This is a genomic window from Streptococcus milleri (genome assembly GCF_900636525.1).
In the GTDB taxonomy this organism is placed as follows: Bacteria; Bacillota; Bacilli; order Lactobacillales; family Streptococcaceae; genus Streptococcus; species Streptococcus hominis.
The window spans coordinates 1,372,180-1,390,000 of record NZ_LR134288.1; the positions used below are offsets into that span (position 1 = coordinate 1,372,180).

17 protein-coding genes and 4 pseudogenes (1 of these 21 cut by a window edge) are annotated in these 17,821 nt (G+C 38.9%); 4 read left to right on the forward strand and 17 right to left on the reverse strand.

Annotated features, from left to right (window positions below):
* Nucleotides 1–82: 82 nt before the first annotated feature.
* Nucleotides 83–706, reverse strand: coding sequence for a DNA alkylation repair protein (locus EL087_RS06710; protein WP_126407626.1), 624 nt, complete (start codon nucleotides 704–706; stop codon nucleotides 83–85).
* Between the two features lie 50 nt (nucleotides 707–756).
* Nucleotides 757–1,293: a DUF177 domain-containing protein gene (locus tag EL087_RS06715; protein ID WP_021001984.1), complete on the reverse strand. Its 537-nt coding sequence runs from the start codon at nucleotides 1,291–1,293 to the stop codon at nucleotides 757–759.
* Nucleotides 1,294–1,405: 112 nt separating this feature from the next.
* On the opposite strand from EL087_RS06715, the gene EL087_RS06720 reads away from it, so the two are divergent.
* Together EL087_RS06720 and EL087_RS06725 are read left to right on the forward strand one after the other, a co-directional pair.
* Nucleotides 1,406–2,263, forward strand: a complete 858-nt coding sequence (locus tag EL087_RS06720) for an Rgg/GadR/MutR family transcriptional regulator (RefSeq protein WP_126407628.1) — start codon at nucleotides 1,406–1,408, stop codon at nucleotides 2,261–2,263.
* A 189-nt stretch (nucleotides 2,264–2,452) separates the two neighbouring features.
* A complete protein-coding gene (locus EL087_RS06725) occupies nucleotides 2,453–3,682 on the forward strand; it encodes a transporter (RefSeq protein ID WP_126407630.1) in 1,230 nt (409 codons plus the stop codon).
* Between the two features lie 96 nt (nucleotides 3,683–3,778).
* Here the strand turns inward: EL087_RS06725 and htpX are convergent, their stop codons facing one another.
* A complete protein-coding gene (htpX, locus tag EL087_RS06730) occupies nucleotides 3,779–4,675 on the reverse strand; it encodes a zinc metalloprotease HtpX (protein ID WP_126407632.1) in 897 nt (298 codons plus the stop codon).
* A 1-nt stretch (nucleotide 4,676) separates the two neighbouring features.
* A complete protein-coding gene (locus EL087_RS06735) occupies nucleotides 4,677–5,237 on the reverse strand; it encodes a LemA family protein (protein WP_126407634.1) in 561 nt (186 codons plus the stop codon).
* 147 nt (nucleotides 5,238–5,384) lie between these two features.
* Here EL087_RS06735 and rsmG point away from each other — a divergent pair.
* Nucleotides 5,385–6,097: pseudogene (rsmG, locus tag EL087_RS06740) on the forward strand (16S rRNA (guanine(527)-N(7))-methyltransferase RsmG).
* 39 nt (nucleotides 6,098–6,136) lie between these two features.
* Here the strand turns inward: rsmG and EL087_RS06745 are convergent.
* The 12 genes and pseudogenes from EL087_RS06745 to EL087_RS06795 all read right to left on the reverse strand — a co-directional run bounded on the left by EL087_RS06745 (nucleotide 6,137) and on the right by EL087_RS06795 (nucleotide 14,998).
* Complete coding sequence (locus EL087_RS06745) at nucleotides 6,137–6,964, reverse strand: glycosyltransferase family 8 protein (protein ID WP_049513928.1); 828 nt, start codon at nucleotides 6,962–6,964, stop codon at nucleotides 6,137–6,139.
* Nucleotides 6,965–6,985: 21 nt separating this feature from the next.
* Nucleotides 6,986–7,738, reverse strand: coding sequence for an SDR family oxidoreductase (locus EL087_RS06750; RefSeq protein WP_126407636.1), 753 nt, complete (start codon nucleotides 7,736–7,738; stop codon nucleotides 6,986–6,988).
* 32 nt (nucleotides 7,739–7,770) lie between these two features.
* A complete protein-coding gene (locus EL087_RS06755; protein ID WP_126407638.1) occupies nucleotides 7,771–8,607 on the reverse strand; it encodes an energy-coupling factor transporter transmembrane component T family protein in 837 nt (278 codons plus the stop codon).
* Nucleotides 8,600–9,403, reverse strand: a pseudogene (locus EL087_RS09540) (energy-coupling factor ABC transporter ATP-binding protein); the annotation flags it as partial. The gene EL087_RS06755 and the pseudogene EL087_RS09540, both read right to left, overlap by 8 nt.
* 24 nt (nucleotides 9,404–9,427) lie before the next feature.
* A pseudogene (locus EL087_RS09545) lies at nucleotides 9,428–10,279 on the reverse strand (DUF3744 domain-containing protein); the annotation flags it as partial.
* 10 nt (nucleotides 10,280–10,289) lie between these two features.
* Nucleotides 10,290–11,051, reverse strand: a complete 762-nt coding sequence (locus EL087_RS06765) for a nucleoside phosphorylase (RefSeq protein WP_126407642.1) — start codon at nucleotides 11,049–11,051, stop codon at nucleotides 10,290–10,292.
* Nucleotides 11,052–11,854: 803 nt separating this feature from the next.
* Nucleotides 11,855–12,070 (reverse strand): DUF6773 family protein, encoded by a 216-nt coding sequence (locus tag EL087_RS06770; protein ID WP_003029907.1) that lies wholly within the window; start codon nucleotides 12,068–12,070, stop codon nucleotides 11,855–11,857.
* Nucleotides 12,067–12,552: a DUF6773 family protein gene (locus EL087_RS06775; protein ID WP_126407644.1), complete on the reverse strand. Its 486-nt coding sequence runs from the start codon at nucleotides 12,550–12,552 to the stop codon at nucleotides 12,067–12,069. The genes EL087_RS06770 and EL087_RS06775 overlap by 4 nt, the downstream gene beginning before the upstream one ends.
* Before the next feature lie 13 nt (nucleotides 12,553–12,565).
* A complete protein-coding gene (locus EL087_RS06780) occupies nucleotides 12,566–13,042 on the reverse strand; it encodes a DUF6773 family protein (RefSeq protein WP_106083236.1) in 477 nt (158 codons plus the stop codon).
* A complete protein-coding gene (locus tag EL087_RS06785) occupies nucleotides 13,032–13,244 on the reverse strand; it encodes a helix-turn-helix transcriptional regulator (RefSeq protein WP_126407646.1) in 213 nt (70 codons plus the stop codon). The genes EL087_RS06780 and EL087_RS06785 overlap by 11 nt, the downstream gene beginning before the upstream one ends.
* 341 nt (nucleotides 13,245–13,585) lie before the next feature.
* Complete coding sequence (locus EL087_RS06790) at nucleotides 13,586–14,131, reverse strand: ECF-type riboflavin transporter substrate-binding protein (RefSeq protein ID WP_117644207.1); 546 nt, start codon at nucleotides 14,129–14,131, stop codon at nucleotides 13,586–13,588.
* A gap of 18 nt (nucleotides 14,132–14,149) precedes the next feature.
* Nucleotides 14,150–14,998: an SAM hydrolase/SAM-dependent halogenase family protein gene (locus EL087_RS06795; protein WP_126407648.1), complete on the reverse strand. Its 849-nt coding sequence runs from the start codon at nucleotides 14,996–14,998 to the stop codon at nucleotides 14,150–14,152.
* A gap of 285 nt (nucleotides 14,999–15,283) precedes the next feature.
* Here EL087_RS06795 and EL087_RS06800 point away from each other — a divergent pair, with 285 nt between their 5' ends.
* Nucleotides 15,284–16,147 carry an IS982 family transposase gene (locus tag EL087_RS06800; protein WP_126407650.1) on the forward strand — a complete coding sequence of 288 codons (864 nt, stop codon included), beginning with the start codon at nucleotides 15,284–15,286 and terminating at the stop codon, nucleotides 16,145–16,147.
* A 278-nt stretch (nucleotides 16,148–16,425) separates the two neighbouring features.
* Here EL087_RS06800 and EL087_RS06805 read toward each other — a convergent pair.
* A pseudogene (locus EL087_RS06805) lies at nucleotides 16,426–17,821 on the reverse strand (IS1182 family transposase); it runs 97 nt beyond the window's last position.

Sequence of the window (17,821 nt, forward strand, 5' to 3'; positions counted from 1 at the left end):
AAAAAACTTTAATAACGGACGAGTGACGGAGAATAGTCTTTTATATATGAAAAAGTTGTCTATAGAATACAAGCCCTTATATTTATATATGTGTGCTAATGAATTTACTAGCTAATTGATAAACCTGTCGCTCTGCTTTATTGGTTCCCCACGTCTTGAGTTCCGATTTTACAAGTTCTGGAAATTTTTTACTAATATCTTTTAAAGCATTCCCTACGGACTTTCTTACGTATTCACTAGAGTCTAATCTTAAGTTCGACAATCTTTTTATCGCTTCCTGAGGATTCTCATTAAAATAAGGTCTGCTAGTCCATATTCTTAAACCTTCTGTTACTGCTCTTCTTGTATTTGGCTGTTCTGCATGTAGCCACTCATCAATTATATCTAGAGATTGCTCATATCCAACTCTTTTGCAATACTCATCAAAGGATTTTGCTAGAATTTCCTGAACTCTCCAATTCTTATCTTTCGACACTTCTTCTTTCATAAAATGCAAAACTGCCTTATCATCAGACAAATATCCGAATAAAAAGACAGCATACATCCGAACTTGATATACCTCTGATTGATAAGCTAATTTAGCTAATGCACGCACTTCTTTTTCTTCATAACTTTCAAAATCTAACTGCGCTCTTTTCTCAAATTCTTTAAAACCATTTTTTATTTCAGAAAAATCATGCTCTAATCTTTTTATGTATTTTTGCATATTCTGCTCCTTTTTCCAATAAAAAATATGGCAAACAAAAATTAGATTTTTCACTCCTCATCAAATAGACCTTGCAGGCTAGCAAAAGGACTGTTCTTCTCTTTTTGCTCTTGTTTACTTTGCTGATACTCTTCTTCGGTCATGACCTGCCAATCATTTCCTGAAGGCATGCTATCACTCGCTTCCTCCTCGGCTGTCAGCACTTTAAGAGGGATATGCAATAAAATATTATCTGCCACACTTTCAGCTAAATCGATTTCTTCATTTTCAATCGGCAACACCAAGTCATCCGCTATCAAATCCTGATCTACTTTTCCACTATGCGCATCGGCAAAAACTTCATTCACCAAGTAGCTCTCTTTTTGCTCTACCGGCTCCATACTACGACTTGACGCCAGTGTAATGGTATAAGACAAATCATAATCTAAAAAGTAAAGACCGTCCTCATATTGCACTCTTCCACTTGCAAAAATATCTTGGACATTTAAAATTTCAGGATTGCGCACTTGCAATTCTTGTGTCAAATCAAATCCTTGCTCAAAAGCAAGACCATCTGGATTTTTACGAATTTCTTGAATATGTAACATCATTTCCTCATTTGTATTTAAATTTCTAGATTTATTATACCATTTTTGAGATGATAAATAGGAGAGAAACTATTATTTTGTTATAATAATAACAATCAAAAGGAGGATTGCGATGGATAATTTAGGTCGTATATTTAAATCTTTCCGAGAAGCTAGACATATTTCATTGACAGAAGCAACCGGAGGAGAATTTTCAAAGTCTATGCTGTCACGTTTTGAAAATGGTCAGAGTGAGCCTTCTGCTCAAAAATTATTTACAGCTCTTGAAAACATCCACACAGATGTGAAAGAATTTACTCTAGCAGCTCATGGACATCAAAAAAATTCCGAACAACAACTAATTGACACCCTTCAAGAACAGTCTGATAATCCAGATTTTATCGAAGCTTTTTACTTAGAAAAACAAGCTCTATATCAAAAATCCAGAAAAAAAGAAGATATGATTGAAGCTATTATTGTCAAAGATTTTCTTTGTGCCCTAAAAGATGGAGTTACAGCTTCCACAGAGGAAAGTAACTTTCTTCATAATTATCTCTTTTCTGTGGATATTTGGGGTTTGTATGAACTTAAACTTTTCGCCTTTTGTACAACTATTCTCTCCTCAAAACTTTATACACAATATACAAAAGAAATGGTCAACAGAAAAGATTTTTTAGGCTTATTTGAGAGCAATCGTTATACTATTCATACCATTTTTATAAATGGCTTCTTTCTAGCTATTGAATCAAGACACTTTGCAAAAGCTACTTTCTTCGAAAACTGGATTAAAGCTCATTTTTATAAGGAAAATGAAGCCTATCTACGAATCGTTTTTAAATTCGCTCAAGGAGAACTCCTATTCCTTCAAGGAAATAAAGAAAACGGATTGAAACAAATGAAGCAAGCTGTCCATATCTTGCAACTATTAGATTGCCAGACTAGTGCCGAATACTATCAAAATGGAATTGAAAAGCTCCTCAAAGAAAATTAACTTTTGTTGAATATGTGCAACGTTTTGCTAACGTTGCCTTTTTTCATTTATACTAAAATACATAAAGTTTGCTTGCAAGTTACTTTTCCATATCGTTCACTTACTTAGGATTTATTCCCACTTGCGAAAAGGTTATTGAATTTACTATTTTGCTTGTTATAATCATTGCAACACATATAGGAGGTTATCATGAAACTTATTTTGAGAAATAAAGTATTTGCTTTTATTAGTCTGTCACGCATATTCAATATCTTGGGCTCTTCCATTTATAATATTGTCTTTGTTGTTTTTGCTTCTAGTCTGCCACATCCAAAGTTTGCTGTTGGAATTGCTAATTTTATCGTTCTCGTTCCAGTATTTTTTACTATCTTTGTGGGAATGAAAGCTGATCAAACAGCCCATAAAGCTCGTTGGCTCATTCACATGGGCTATCTCCAAGCCCTGCTTTTTGTCTTTGTAGCATGTCTAACTCGCTCAACTTCTTATCTAGCTTTTTCTGTCGTTTGTTTGCTAAATATCGTATCAGATATGATGAGTGATTATCGTAGTGGCCTGCAAATGCCTATTTTGAAAAAGAATCTAGCAGAGGAAGAGATGATGCCGGCTTTCTCCTTTATGCAACTAATTGCTTATCTCTGTAATCTAGCTGGACAAGCATTAGGTGTTTGGCTTCTTGCTGTCAGCAACCAACAATTTGCGTTGGTCGCCTTCATCAATGCCTTAGCTTTCCTACTTTCTTCCACTACTCTTTATTTTGTTCGTCATAAACTCACCCATGACCCAGTCAAAGAAAATGAAAATCCTCTTCCTCTCAAACAACAATTCCTAGAAATGTATCAAAGTTCTAAATTAATTTTTGAGCAAAACGGAGATAGCCATTTTTTGACTTTACTCTTTCAGATACTAATACTCAATGCACTCGGCGGCTCTATTATGGCCATTTACAATCTTTATTTATTGGATCATCCTTTATTTGGACTCCCTTTCGGCCAATCTCTTCTCATTTTTGAAACAACAATCATTCTAGGAATTGTTTCTGCCAGCCTGACTCCCAATGATTATTTTAGTAAACTTTCCGTCAATAAAATTGCTTTTTGGGCTACTTTAACCATTGCTCTAATTGGCTTCATAAATCTTCTCCAGCTACCTGTTTTCCTTACTATTTTTGCTGTTTTCTTTATCATGTATCTTTCCGGAAAAGTCAATCCAAAAATCAACAGCATGCTCCTCAGCAAACTTCCATCAGATATCTTAGCACAGACTTCTAACTTTCTGAGTTTGCTATTTAGTTTTTCTGTCCCATTTGGAACAATGATCTTTACCAGTCTCGCTATTTGGAATATGAAAGTTACTTGGATTGTGTTTACAATCTGTGGCGTGCTATCTCTCTTACTCTCATTCCAAAAACAACATAGATAAGGCTATCGTAACTAAAATTTATATGGTGAAATACAAAAAAAGATTGGGACAGACAGTCATGATTGCTGCACAACCATATAGTCTATCTCAACCTTTTTACATTTTTCTTAAGCGCTCTACTCGCTCTGAAATCGGCGGATGAGTATAAAATAACTTTTGAAGTCCACCTTCTTTTTTCGGATCATTGATATAGAGAGCTGCACTAGCGTCATCTACTTTATGGTGCATCGGCTCGCTATTTTCCAATTTCAAGAGAGCGTTAATCATCCCTTGTGGATTGCGAGTTAATTCTACACTTGAAGCGTCTGCCAAAAATTCACGCTGACGAGAAATCACCAACTGAACTAAAGTAGCTGCTAAAGGAGCCAAGATAATCGCAATAAGCGACAGAATCAGCATCAAAATCCCTAAACCGTTGTCATTATCTCGACTATCACGCCTGCGACCACCGCCACCAAACCACATCATACGCCCAGCTAAGCTAGATAGCATGGTCACTGCACTAGCAAGTGCTACCGCAATCGTTGAAATCCGAATATCATAATTACGAATATGGCTCACTTCATGTCCAATAACAGCTTCCAGCTCTTCACGGTTCATTAGATTTAACAGCCCTGTCGTTGCGGCAACTGCTGCATTTTCAGGCTTTGAGCCCGTCGCAAAGGCATTAGGCGATGAATCCTCTACAATATATACCCGTGGCATCGGAACTTGCGCTACCATCGCCATATCTTCTACCACATGGTACAAATCAGGTGCTTCAGCTTCAGTGACTTGTCGAGCACCGTTCATAGACATGACAACCTCAGTAGACTGAAAAATCATGCTAAAAGCATAAATGCCGCCAATGATAAAGGCAATTATCACACCACCGAGAGTTGAATCTAACCATAAATACCCTACCGCAGCACCAATAATCGCTAACAGAGCAAAAAAAGCAATTAAGAGAACCCTCGTTCGTCTTTTATTACTAGCAATTTGATCAAAGAGCATATTAGTCACCTAGACCGCTAAAATCAACTTTTGGTACGGATTTTTCTTCTTCTGGGACAGCTAAGAAATCTGCCGGCTTAAAGCTAAACATTCCGGCAATAATATTACTTGGAAATGTTTCCAGCTTCACATTGTAATTGCTTGTTACACTATTATAAAGTTGACGAGAATACGAAATTTTATTTTCAGTATTGGTCAATTCTTCTTGCAATTTTACAAAGTTGGCACTTGCTTTTAACTCTGGGTAATTTTCTGCAACAGCAAAAATTCCTGAAATCTGACGCGTCAAGGCATCACTTGCTTTCATAGCTTCTGCTGGAGTTGTTGCAGCAGCCACCTGCCGACGCAGTTCTGTTACTTTTTCAAACGTTGATGCTTCATATTTGGCATACCCTTTGACCGTTTCAATCAAATTTGGCAGCAAATCATTTCGACGTTTTAACTGAACATCAATTTGACTCCAGGCTTCTTTGGTTTGCATCCGACTTTTCACTAGACCGTTGTAACTAGCAATCACAAACAATATCAGTACCACAACAATGGCTAAAATAATCATCCACATAATCATTCTCCTTTAAATTTATTATAGACATTATACCAGAAAAATGAAAAGAATAAAAATTTAGACTTCTTCAAAAGAGAAATTTTGAAGATTCTCTTCTGATTATCTGGTATAATAGAAACAAGAAGATACAAGTAAGGACAAATGATGACACCCGAAGAATTTTATGAACTCTTAAAACAACACCAGATTGAACTCACAGACCGACAAAAGCAGCAATTTGAACGCTATTTTGAACTGCTCGTTGAATGGAATGAAAATATCAACCTGACAGCTATTACTGACAAAAAGGAAGTTTATCTCAAGCATTTTTATGATTCCATTGCGCCAATTTTACAGGGATTGATTGACAATAAAGGCATTAAACTGCTGGACATTGGAGCTGGAGCAGGTTTTCCGAGTCTTCCGATGAAAATCCTCTATCCAGCGTTAGATGTGACGATTATTGATTCTCTAAACAAGCGTATTCTATTTTTAAATCACTTGGCTGACGAGTTAGGTTTGGAAAAAGTTCATTTTCATCATGGTCGGGCAGAAGATTTTGCTCAAGATAAAGACTTTCGCGCCCGGTTTGATATTGTCACTGCACGCGCTGTTGCTCGTATGCAGGTCTTAGCCGAGCTGACCATTCCCTTTCTTAAAGTTGGTGGTCGCCTTTTAGCACTCAAAGCCAGCAATGCTCCTGAGGAATTAACGGAGGCTAATAATGCTCTTTCTCTTCTTTTCAGCAAAGTCGAAGAAAACATTCACTACCAACTTCCCAATGGCGACCCGCGGTATATCACGGTTGTTGGCAAAAAAAAGAAACTCCCAATAAATACCCGCGCAAAGCAGGGATTCCTAATAAACGACCGTTATAAAAAGAAAAGCCAACCATTTTTAATTGGTTGGTTTCGTTTTTATCTGCCAACTTTTCGGCTGCGATGTTGGTAATGCTTGTAAAGTGCGGCATAGCGTCCGTGGTATTCTGTCAGCCAAGGCTTATCTCGACCGCAAAAGTGAAGAAAAACGGTGTTCTCAATCACCCAATCCAAGTCCCACTCTCCTTTACTCCGAGCATAATACAGCACATTGTAGCGTGCATCATAATTATACAATTCATCTGGAATTTGAATTGTCAAATGCCCATATAAGGCATTTAGCACATCTTGATCCGGTAAAAAGAGTTTAAAACTATTTTGAGCAATGTATTCTAAAATCTTTTCTCGTTTCACTTCTTTTCGAATGGCGGTCAAATTCATAAGCAAAACGCCTGAATTATAATAACTTTCTGCCTCAAAATTTTGTAAGCGCAGCTTATTGACTAAATCTGTCATATTGTCATCTGATCCATGACTAGCCGCAGCATACAAAGAAGCTCCCAACTCCATTTCATAAAGAGGACAAATGTCGTTCAAACATAAAATATCTGCATCCAAATAAAGAATCCGATCCAAATCTTGAGGAAGGTATTCATGTGCCAGCAAGCGATAGTAGATTGTTTCTGGATACCGATCAGTACTTGGAGCATCTTCAAAAGCTTTTTCACCAATCACGACTGGTTCATAGATGATCCCTAGTACCTCACAAAATTCCTCAATCTCCGCATTCTTTTCTAACAATTGTTTTTGCAAGACAAATACATGCAGCAAAGTTGAAGGTGTATTCAAATAAACTGAATACAAAGTCGTTTTAAATTGCTCTACATAGCGATCATCAATTGAAAACAAAAGGTTTATTTCTGTCATACTCTCCTCATTCTATCTCATCTATTCTTCTCGAAAAACAGGCTGCGCTCCAAACGTTTGTGAAACAGGCATGATTTCAATCCGGTTGATATTGACATGAGGAGGCTGTCCAACAATCCAAGCAACAGTATTGGCAATATCAACTGGCTGAATAGCATGAGCTCCTTCATACAATTTTTCAGCTCGTTGATCGTCCCCTTTAAATCGGACATTTGAAAATTCTGTTCCCTCACAAAGGCCGGGTTCAATGTTAGTAACACGAATATGATGTCCTGCCAAATCAGCACGTAAATTCAAAGAAAATTGCTTCACGAATGCTTTACTAGCTCCATAGACGTTGGCACCTGGATAAGGAACCGTTCCAGCAGTCGAACCTAGATTGATAATCAATCCGCTATCTCGCTCTACCATTTGCGGTAGGATCTGACGTGTTAGATAAACCAAACCAATAATATTGGTCTGAATCATCGTCAGCCAATCTTGCATATCTGCCTCATAAGCCTTGTCTAAGCCCAATGCCAGACCTGCATTGTTGACCAAAATATCAATCGTTCGCCAATCCTCTGGCAAACTTTCTAAGGCTTGATCCACGCTTTTTGTATCCGACACATCCATTTGAAGCGGATAAAAATTTTCAAGACCTAATTCCTGCTGAAGTTGTGTCAGCTTTCCCAATCTTCTCGCTACTCCAATCACTCGGTGACCTTCTGCCACCAAACGGCGACAAATAGCTTGACCAAAACCAGCTGAAGCTCCTGTTACCAATGCAATCATTTTCTTCCTCCTATGTACATTTCAATTCTCATTTATAACCAAGGGTTGTAAAAGCGACCGTGATTGACAAAAAAGAGTAGGAAGCTCAGCAGTAAAAATAAAATAGCCAGCAAAATCACTTCAATATCCAACCTCTGAAAAGCCTGATAAGTGTACCAAGTCCGCTTTTTATTTTTACCAAAACGCCGCAATTCCATGGCTGTTGCAATCGTATCAATCCGCTCCAGTGAGCTAAAAATCAATGGAATAATGATTTGCAGGTTCCCTTTGATGCGCTGGCTTAATTTTGCTTTTTTGGACAATTCCAGTCCACGCGCTTCTTGCGACATTCTAATTAGGTAAAATTCCTCCTGCAGGTCAGGAATATAGCGCAGCGTCAAACTGACAGAATAGGCAATTTTATAAGGAATTCCGATTTGATTCATACTGGACGCAAACTGACTAGGGTGAGTGGTCATTAGAAAAATAACTGCCAAAGGAATGGTACAGAGATATTTCAAGAACAGATTAAACAGATAAAAGATTTCCTGCGCAGTTACGGTATAACTGCCCAATCCGCTGAACCAGACCGTTTGTTGGCCATAAATCTCCACTCCGTACTGTGGAGCAAACAGATAGACCATGATAAGATTCAAAGCGGCAAAAACACCTGCAAAAGCCAAAACAAACGATACATCTTTAAAATGAATGTTCGAAACTCTAAAAAGAAAGAGTGAGCCAATCGCAATGACCAACAGCAAGCGAGTATCGTAACTAATCATCGCTGCAGTTGATACCAAAATGAAAAACAGTAACTTACTCGCTCCGGATAGGCGATACAAAAAGGTCGTTCCCGCATGGTAACCAATAAGTTTTTGCTGATTAAGCATGGCTTTCCTCCCTTTCTTGCATATAAAATTCTGTTAAAGCTAGTGGATCAACGTTTAATTTCTTAGCCAAGGAAAAGATAGACGTTTCCTTAAGGTTCGCTGCATGAATCAAAGTCTTATCTGTCAAAACTTCGGCCGGTGTTTTGTCTGCCAAGATCTTTCCGTCTAACATCACAACCGCACGGTCAGAATAATCCAGCATCAGCTGCATATCATGCGTAATCATGATAATCGTATGCCCTTTTTGGTTCAACTCATCTAAGAAATTCATGATTTCTGTATAATTGCGTTGATCTTGGCCAGCCGTTGGCTCATCTAAAAGGATAATCTCTGGATTTAACACTAAAATCGAAGCAATGGTCACCCGCTTCTTTTGCCCAAAAGACAGAGCAGAAATGGGCCAATGCCGAAATTCATATAAACCACAGGTTTTCAGCACAGCCAATACACGCTCTTTTATCTCATCTTCTGCAATCCCACGCAGCTTCAAGCCCAAGGCAACCTCATCAAAAATCATGGTCGTAGAAATCATCTGATTTGGATTTTGCAAAACGTAACCAATCCGTTCTGCCCGCTCCTTAATGGAATCGCCTTTGATGTCTCTTCCCTGCCAAGTATAGCTTCCTTCTGTTGCGATAAACTGGCAGAGCGCTTTGGCTAACGTGGATTTTCCAGCACCGTTTTTCCCGACAATGGCAATTTTTTCGCCTTTAGAGATTGTAAAATTAATATCTTGTAAAACCTTTTTCTCACCGTAGGCAAACTGGACATTTTTCAACTCTAGCAAATCATCCTGTGCCTGTGATTTTTGAATAGAAACTTTTTCACCCAAAAACTGAATATCAGAGACATCGATCTGTGCTAAATTTGCCAACTGTGCAGAGTTCTCTAGCTGAAAACCAAGCTGCCGCAAGGTTGTCAGATAAAGCGGCTCTCGAATCCCATTCTCAGCTAACAACTGCGTATGCAGCAGGTCATCAGGACTGCCGTTAAAGAGAATTTGCCCGTCATTAATGAGGACAATCCGATCAATAGACCGATACAGCACATCTTCCAGACGGTGCTCGATAACAATCGTTGTCGTTCCTGCTTCCGCATGGATCTGGTCAATCAGCTCAATCGTATCCTGTCCCGACTTCGGATCTAAGTTTGCCAAAGGTTCATCAAAGAGCAAAATCGGACTTTCGTCAATCAGCACCCCGGCCAAACTGACCCGCTGCTTCTGCCCACCAGATAAGTCTTGAGGACGTTGGTGTAACAGCGATAACAAATCCAATTTCTCCGCCCACAAATGAACCTTTTCTCTCATCGTCGGCAAATTCACCATGTCATTTTCCAAAGCAAAAGCCAAATCTTCTGCAACACTCAGCCCGATAAATTGACCGTCTGTGTCTTGCAAGACGGTACTGACAAGATTGGACAAGTCATAAATGCTGCTGCCAAACGCAGACTTCCCTTGAATCCACAGATTCCCAGTCATTTCTCCATGATAAATAGTTGGAATAATGCCATTTAAGCATTGTCCAAGAGTGGACTTTCCCGAACCAGAAGGGCCGACTATCAAGACCTTTTCGCCCTCATAAATCGTCAAATCAACATTTTTCAAGGTTGGTTCTGTCTGCGCTTGATACTGAAAACTAAAGTTTTCAAATTGAATAATTGGTTTTTTCATAGCATGTTCTCTATAAATCAAGGGCGAGCTGAATCGCCAAGTTAGCCACTTTGTCTTTTTCGTCTAGGTCTGCATGATTGGCTAAATTGCGCATATCCCAGGCTTCTTCTGACAAGTGATCCGCCGCATAAAAGAAATGGCAAACGGAAATCTCACGAAAAGCTGCCAAAGCTGCAACTGCTGAACATTCCATGTCTACACAAACAGCACCCATTTCTTTTCGCTTACGGAGTTTCGCAGCCGTTTCCCGATAAATACCGTCTGTCGTCCAAACTTTTCCAACTGTATGAGAAATTCCTTTAGCAGCTAAAAATGACCGTAAAAAATCCCACAAACCGACATTTACTTCTATCTCATCAGAAGCCGGCAGGTAATGATAACTGGTCCCTTCATCACGAATCGCAGTATGGGGCACGATAATAGACGTTTCCCTAATCGTTTCATCTAAAACACCACATGTTCCAAAAAGAACCAGCTTCTTCATTCCAAAGGCAATCAAATCTTCCAAAATCGCCACACAAGCAGATGCCCCGACTGGTGCATTAAACAGAGCTATTTCTCTTTCTTCCACAAAAACCTTGTAAATGGGAATCTCAATATTTGCCATGGAAGTGGAGGTCAATAACTCATGCTGAAAATCAGCCAGCATGCGCTTAAAGGTCTCACGGGTAAAGCAAGACACCACTATTTCTGGAAAATCTGGCAACGCCTCAACCAAATCTTCTGGATTGATAATCGCCTGACGGTTTTCATCAAATTCCTCTAAAATCATCCACTTCTCCTCTTGTACTTACTCATTCTATTGTAGCATAAAAGAAAATAAGATGAAAATCAATTTTGAAGTCCGCTAACACTGCCGCAAAATTAAACCTTGAACGTGAAAAAAATCTGACCAAACAAGAAGCGTTCAGCTTCCTGCCAAACCCTACACGGTTAATGAGAAAGTGCGACAATGGTTAAAATGCTCGACTCGATCGACGAAGCAAACCAAAACTCGTTGAGACTATCGACCCAGTCAACGAAGCAAACTAAAACTCATTAAAAGTATCGACTCGGTCGACGGGACAAACAAGAACTCGTTTCTTCTGTCTGAGCCTCGAATGACATGAACCAAAATCAGTTTGCTCCGTCCGAGCCTCGGATGACATGAAGCAATACCAGTTTGCTCTGTCCGAACCTCGGATGACATGAACTAAAACCAGTTTACTCCGTCTGAACCTCAGATGACATGAACCAAAATCAGTTTGCTCCGTCCGAACCTCGGATGACATGAACTAAAACTAGTTTGTTCCGTCCGAGCCTCGGATGACATGAAGCAATACCAGTTTACTCCGTCTGAACCTCTGACAGCTTACCCAGACAATATTTTCCGTATTAGGTGCTTTCTTAAACCTAAAAAGCAAATGAAAAGCTCAATCACAGCGCGTTTTGCCATTATAAAGCAAGGCAGGGAGCATATTGTCCCTGCCTCTGTATCCTAATAATGAACTGTTTCTCTCCCAAAGGAGTTCCACCCTCTTTTATTCAGAATCTTCTATTTCCATATCAATCTTGTCTCGACGGTGTTGATTGTATTTATTTAAAAGCCAATTGAACACATCCAGCAAGCAAAACAGCTGCTAATTCATCAACATAACTTTCTATTGGAGAATCAAGAAAGAAAAACTTGATACTGATTGCAATTATCAAAAATACCAGTAAAAATCGAAACGCATAGGCTTCAGCCTTGTATGTCCCTTGCCGAATACGCTCGTCCTTTTCGCCGCCAAAACAATCCTTTATTTTGCTCATGATTCATCTTCTAAATCCGCTAAATATTTCTCAAATCGCATCTTCTGCCATTTCCCAATAACTTCTAGTATCAGATTGAACACTATCATGATTGGAAGGTAAATCAGAAACGTAATCGGAATCACAACTAAAAACTTGGCATGCAATGGATTATTCTGATAAACAGTATGATTGATTTGAAAATTCTGCACCAAAATCACAACCGTCACCAAAGCCGTCATTGCCATAACACCCCAAATAGTGAAGGTAAAACTATTAAAATAATTAGCTCCTAGCCGCCAGCAACGTTCCAAAAAGTATAGGAATGCAATGAGACTTGAGAACAGGAATAGCTGTGTATAGACCTTGCCCGAATGGATAAAAATACTTCCAATATAAAAGATAAGATTACTAGTCATCAGAAAACTAAAAGCTTCCATTCCTGCTTTATTGACCAGTTGCTCTTCTCGCTCATCCAAAATCTGACGTTTTATGAATTTCATCTGCTCTCCTTTGCTATTCTTCTAATTCTTTTTCCAATTGTCTCTGGCGTTTGATATTCAACCAATCAACTCCTCTATCCAAAAGACAAGAAACTAAAGCAATCGTCACTAGAATAACTAAAAATTTTAAAATTGAGTGCTGATTCAAATATAGCTGTATTTTAGAGAACTTGCCAACAAAAGAAGCAGATAAAATAATAAATGCCACCGTAAATCCGTTTACTAAACGACTTTTCAATCCTTTTTCTGAATCATACTGACGAATTGCCAAACCAAGCTTCCAAGAACGAATAATCGCATAAAGCTCCATTCCTACTATTATCACAATTTCCGATAAACACGCTTCAATTGATAGATGCAAAAATATCAATTTAATAAAGATAGAAGTCAACAACAAGATAACCACTAAAAAAGCAACCTCATTACCTAATTTTTGTTCCATCTGTATCGTTCGCTCATCTTGAAAGACTCTTTTCTTTTTAATTTCCATCTTTAGCCTCCTCCCAAAATAATTGATCTAATGTTTTATCCAATCGTTTACAAATTGCAATACAGAGACCGAGACTAGGATTGTATTTCCCCGCTTCAATTAAACCAATCGTTTGTCGCGTGGCACCAATCGCATCTGCCAAATCTCTCTGGGTCAAATCATGCTCGACCCGAGCCATTTTTAGTTTAAGATTTTTTACCATTCTCTTTATCCTCTGAGTCAGAACCATTTTTCTTTGTAGCGTGCAGAGTGAAATCATGAGTTAAGCAACTAAAACTGAGACTCATGAAAATAAAAATCTCTTACTTTTTGAATCATTTTCATGATCCACTCTCCTTCTTCACTACTATTACACACTATATTATATAAAATGCAATATATAAATTACATTTTGTGTGATATTTTATTGAAATTAAAAATAAAAAAGCTGGAACAAACATCTCCAGCTTCAAAGCATACTGTGCAATAAACCAACAACGCAGTGGTGAGAGTAGGAAGAATCATTTTCAAACCTTCACTCCGTCTCATTCTCGCTTCATGTCACTAATCCTTTTTCAAACTTCCTGATTTGGTTTGCGTGCGGGCATAAGCCAGCAAAAGCGCTGTCCCTGCAATAGCAACGGTCAAACCATTAGAAATCGTTGCAACAAAGCCCTGTACAAACACCTTGTTTACAGGCTCATTGTAAATCAAAATATCACCAAGCGGCGCGATGACAATCCATACCACAGCATTAGCTAATAATTGAATCACATTGAACGATACAATATCTTTTGCATCAAAAATACCTTGCACAACACGGATTCTTTTCCGAAACAGTCCAACAATCAAGCCAAACAAACCGCTGGCAATCACCCATGACCACCAAGGATTTCCATATTGCAAAGAGTCCTTTAAGGCATGCCCGATGAAACCCGTTAAAAATCCAACAACCGGACCAAAAATCACGCTAAACAAGGCCTGCAAAGCATACTGCAATTGAATGCTGGTATTTGGCACAGGAGTTGGAATGCTAATCATTCCAATAACGACGAAGAGAGCTGCTCCAATCCCCGTTGCGACAACACTTCTTATTGAATTATTTTTCATAATAATCTCCTTTATTATTTATTTTTCAATCCGCTTGATTTCAATACTCCATTGCGCTCCGACTCCTACATTGTAGGCCTTCGCAAAAGACCCCTGATTGATCGCCAGACCAACACGATAAAGAGAATTGATATACAAAATCGGCTGACCAATCCGTACATCCGCAAAAGATTTCCCATAAGTCACCTGGTTCTGATAGACTAGCATATCGTTATTGTAAATCGTGACCTCAAACCGATCACCAAATTCAGGACTGAGAGTATAAAATTCCTCACGTGTAATAGACGTCCATAGCGAACCAAAACGAACATCTAAAATATCAATAGCCCCACTAACAAAATCATTCCCAATTGTCGTTTCCACAACAGGAATTTCTACAATTTCATCTATACTTAATTCTGGGCCCACTTCTTCAAATGTAATGTGTCCGCTTGCTAACTTCGCACCAGTATAAGCATAAACATCTCGGCCATGAAACGTGTAAGAATGTTCCGTATTCTTCCGCCGGTTTTCCACCTCCGAAATCTCACGAATCGCAACAATTCCCACATGTTTCTTGATAAACGAAAGCGTTCCGTTATTTGGCGTGACAATATACTGATTTTGTACAGTTTTGGCAACCACGCTTTTACGCTTAGAACCGACACCTGGATCCACAACGGATACAAACGTTGTCCCTTCCGACCAATAATTCACCGTTTGAAACAAACGATAGCTTCCCTCAAAAATATTATAAGGCGTAATATCATGGGTCAAATGATGTATTTTTAACGTTGGGGATTCCTCTAAGGCCACACCGACCATTGCTGATACAGCCCCATCTACCAAACCAAAATCTGATTGCAATACAAGTAAATTATTCTGCATCTTCTCTCCTTTATTACACTTATATCATAACATAAATTAAGTTTCTTATCCATATCTATTCTTTATCACGTTGATAAATACTCTCTATAGCTATTTGCCCATATCCCCCAATAACTAAATACAGAATAGCTACTTTAACAAAAAATATCATTCTAATTCAAACTTGGTACAAATCTCTAATATTAAAAAATAACATTAACCCGTGGTGCTAGTTAAACTCAAAACACTATAAAAAGCCCAAAAGGACTATACTGTAAGTGACGAAACAAACAGGAGGTTGTCCAAATGAGACACTTACAGTATACCGCTAAATCCCATCATTTACAATGGAATATGAAGCAATTATCCAAAATTTGTCATCAGCTTTATCGGGATTATTACCCTGATTCATTGAAACATCGTCATAATGTCAGCTTGTCAAAAGTTTCGGATGAATCTCTATTAGTCTTACTGCTCTTGCAAGCTGAACTAAGAATCAAATCCCAACATCATTTTCACCGAATCTGCCAACTATTTCCCTGTGGTCGACTGCTTGAAAGAAGTCGCTTTAATCGTCGCTCAAGACAGTTGATTTGGTTGCTACAACTCCTTCGACAGGCGATGAATGACCAAGTGTCCTCTAATAATATTGTTATCATGGACAGTTTCCCTCTACCACTTTGTCAGTCTGTTCACAACCATAGAGCAAGCATTTTCGAAGGAGTGGCAGACATTGGCTACAATGCGTCAAAACACCAGTGGTTTTACGGTTTCAAAGTTCACATGCTCGTTACCTTATCTGGCTATATTCTGAACTATATTGTCACCTCAGCTTCTGTTCATGATATCAAAGCGGTGGAGGATTTATTGGAAGGCTGCCAACAATCTGTGATTTTAGCAGATTTAGGGTATCTCAGTCAGGCTCTTAAAAATCGGTTGAAACAGAGAGGGTATCACTTATGGACCCCACTGCGTCAGAACATGGAAGGAGCGAGCCAGCATAACAACTGGAGATTACTGGCTATGAGGCGAACCATTGAAACGCGCTTTTCTGAGTTATGTGCTCTCTTTGATATGGAACACACCTTCGCCAGAGGAATAGTTGGACTACAGTTGAGGATTGAACAAATCCTATTGGCTTATAATTTGAGCTATTTTGAGTTTAACTAGCACCATGGGTAACATTACTATTAAAATATAATAATTTCTAACATAATATTTATAAAATTTCAGATCTCTCCAGAATGTAACATATGATTCAAGAAATTGATAACAAATCAGCCAGCGACATTTGAATATAGAAAAGAAAAGCAAATTGTTTCACCTCTATTCAATATTCGCTGGCATCTCCCCGCTACAATTATATTGAACAAAAAGAAAAAGAGCCTGAGACAAAAAGATTTCTCAGCTAATAAAAGAGAGATTCACATTTGGTGTAAGTCTCTCTTTTAGTTTTTAGTTAATTTCTTGTTATATTTCAGTAGGTTATTGGCCATGAGAACCAAGCCCATGTCAATTTTAACCTGACGTTTGCCTCTGAGATTACATCGTTTGTACCCCAAACAAGCCTTTATCTGACCAAAGACAGGTTCCACATCAACTTTACGTTGGGCAAAGATGTGACTGCCTTCGTCAGATAAAAGCACTTGGCTTTCTTTTCGTTTTAAGACTTGATATCGCTCATTGACATAAAGTCCCTTTTGCGGAGCCAAGTCAGGTTGTTCTGCCTTATAAACCCTGATTTCCTGCTTGAAACCTATCGTGGTATGGCTGTGTTTGAGATGGTCAAACTGGTATATCCAACCCTTTAGATGGGTGTAGGAATCAGCTGTTCCATCGTAAGTCCAGTTAGCCAAATTCCTATTAGATTCTTTGTGTTTTTTCTTCTGTTCCTTGTCAAAAAGACCATATTTAATCAAGTGGTCAACGCCCATCCTATCCAAGGTGAGAAGATTCTCCTCGCTACCATAGCCCGCATCTGCGACAACCGTTTTTAACTCATGTGGATACGTTTCTAAAAAAGGCAAGAGCGTTCTGGTATCTGTTGGATTTGGATAAATGTCATAGTGAAGGACGAACTGATTTTCAGTGGCGATTTGTAGGTTGTAGCCAGGTTTGAGTTGTCCATTTCTCATAGGATCTTCTTTCATTCTCATGAAAGTCGCATCATGATCCGTCTTAGAAAAACTCTTTCGACCTTGGAAGGTCTCTTGATAAATCTCGTATTTTTCGGCCCGCACTGAAAAATCATCCTTGACTTTACGCAGGACTTTCTTGAACTTGCGGCGTTTGGTCTTACGCTCGTCCTTACCTTTAACTGGTGTTTCCTCAATGTCTTGGCTCAGTCCAGCCAATTCTTCTTCAAGAAGTTGAGCGAACTCAGTCAACTGTTCTGAGGAGATGGACTCTTGTGTATCCAGTTCAATGGCTTGATGGATAAGAGGGGTGATTTCTTCTTGGAAATAGACCTGCATCTGTTCTTGAAGTTTAGCGGAGAATTTCTCTGTCGCTTTCTTCCAAACGAAACTATACTTATTGGCGTTGGCCTCAATCTTAGTGCCATCAATGTAGAGACCATCAAGTGTTACCAACTTTTCCATTTTCAACTGAAGATTGAGCTCGATAAAGAGTTCTCGCAGCAGATTTTCCATCCCGGCAGCTACACGGAAACGGCTGATGGTCCGGTAGCTGACAACCAACTGCCCTGTCAAGTACTGCATGGCTAGATTTTCTGCCATCATCTTTTCAATCTTACGGCCAGAGAAACTTCCTTGGGAATAAGCAAAGAGGAGGACAGACAGAAGTAACTTTGGGTGATAGGAAGGGCGACCAAAATCATGTAGA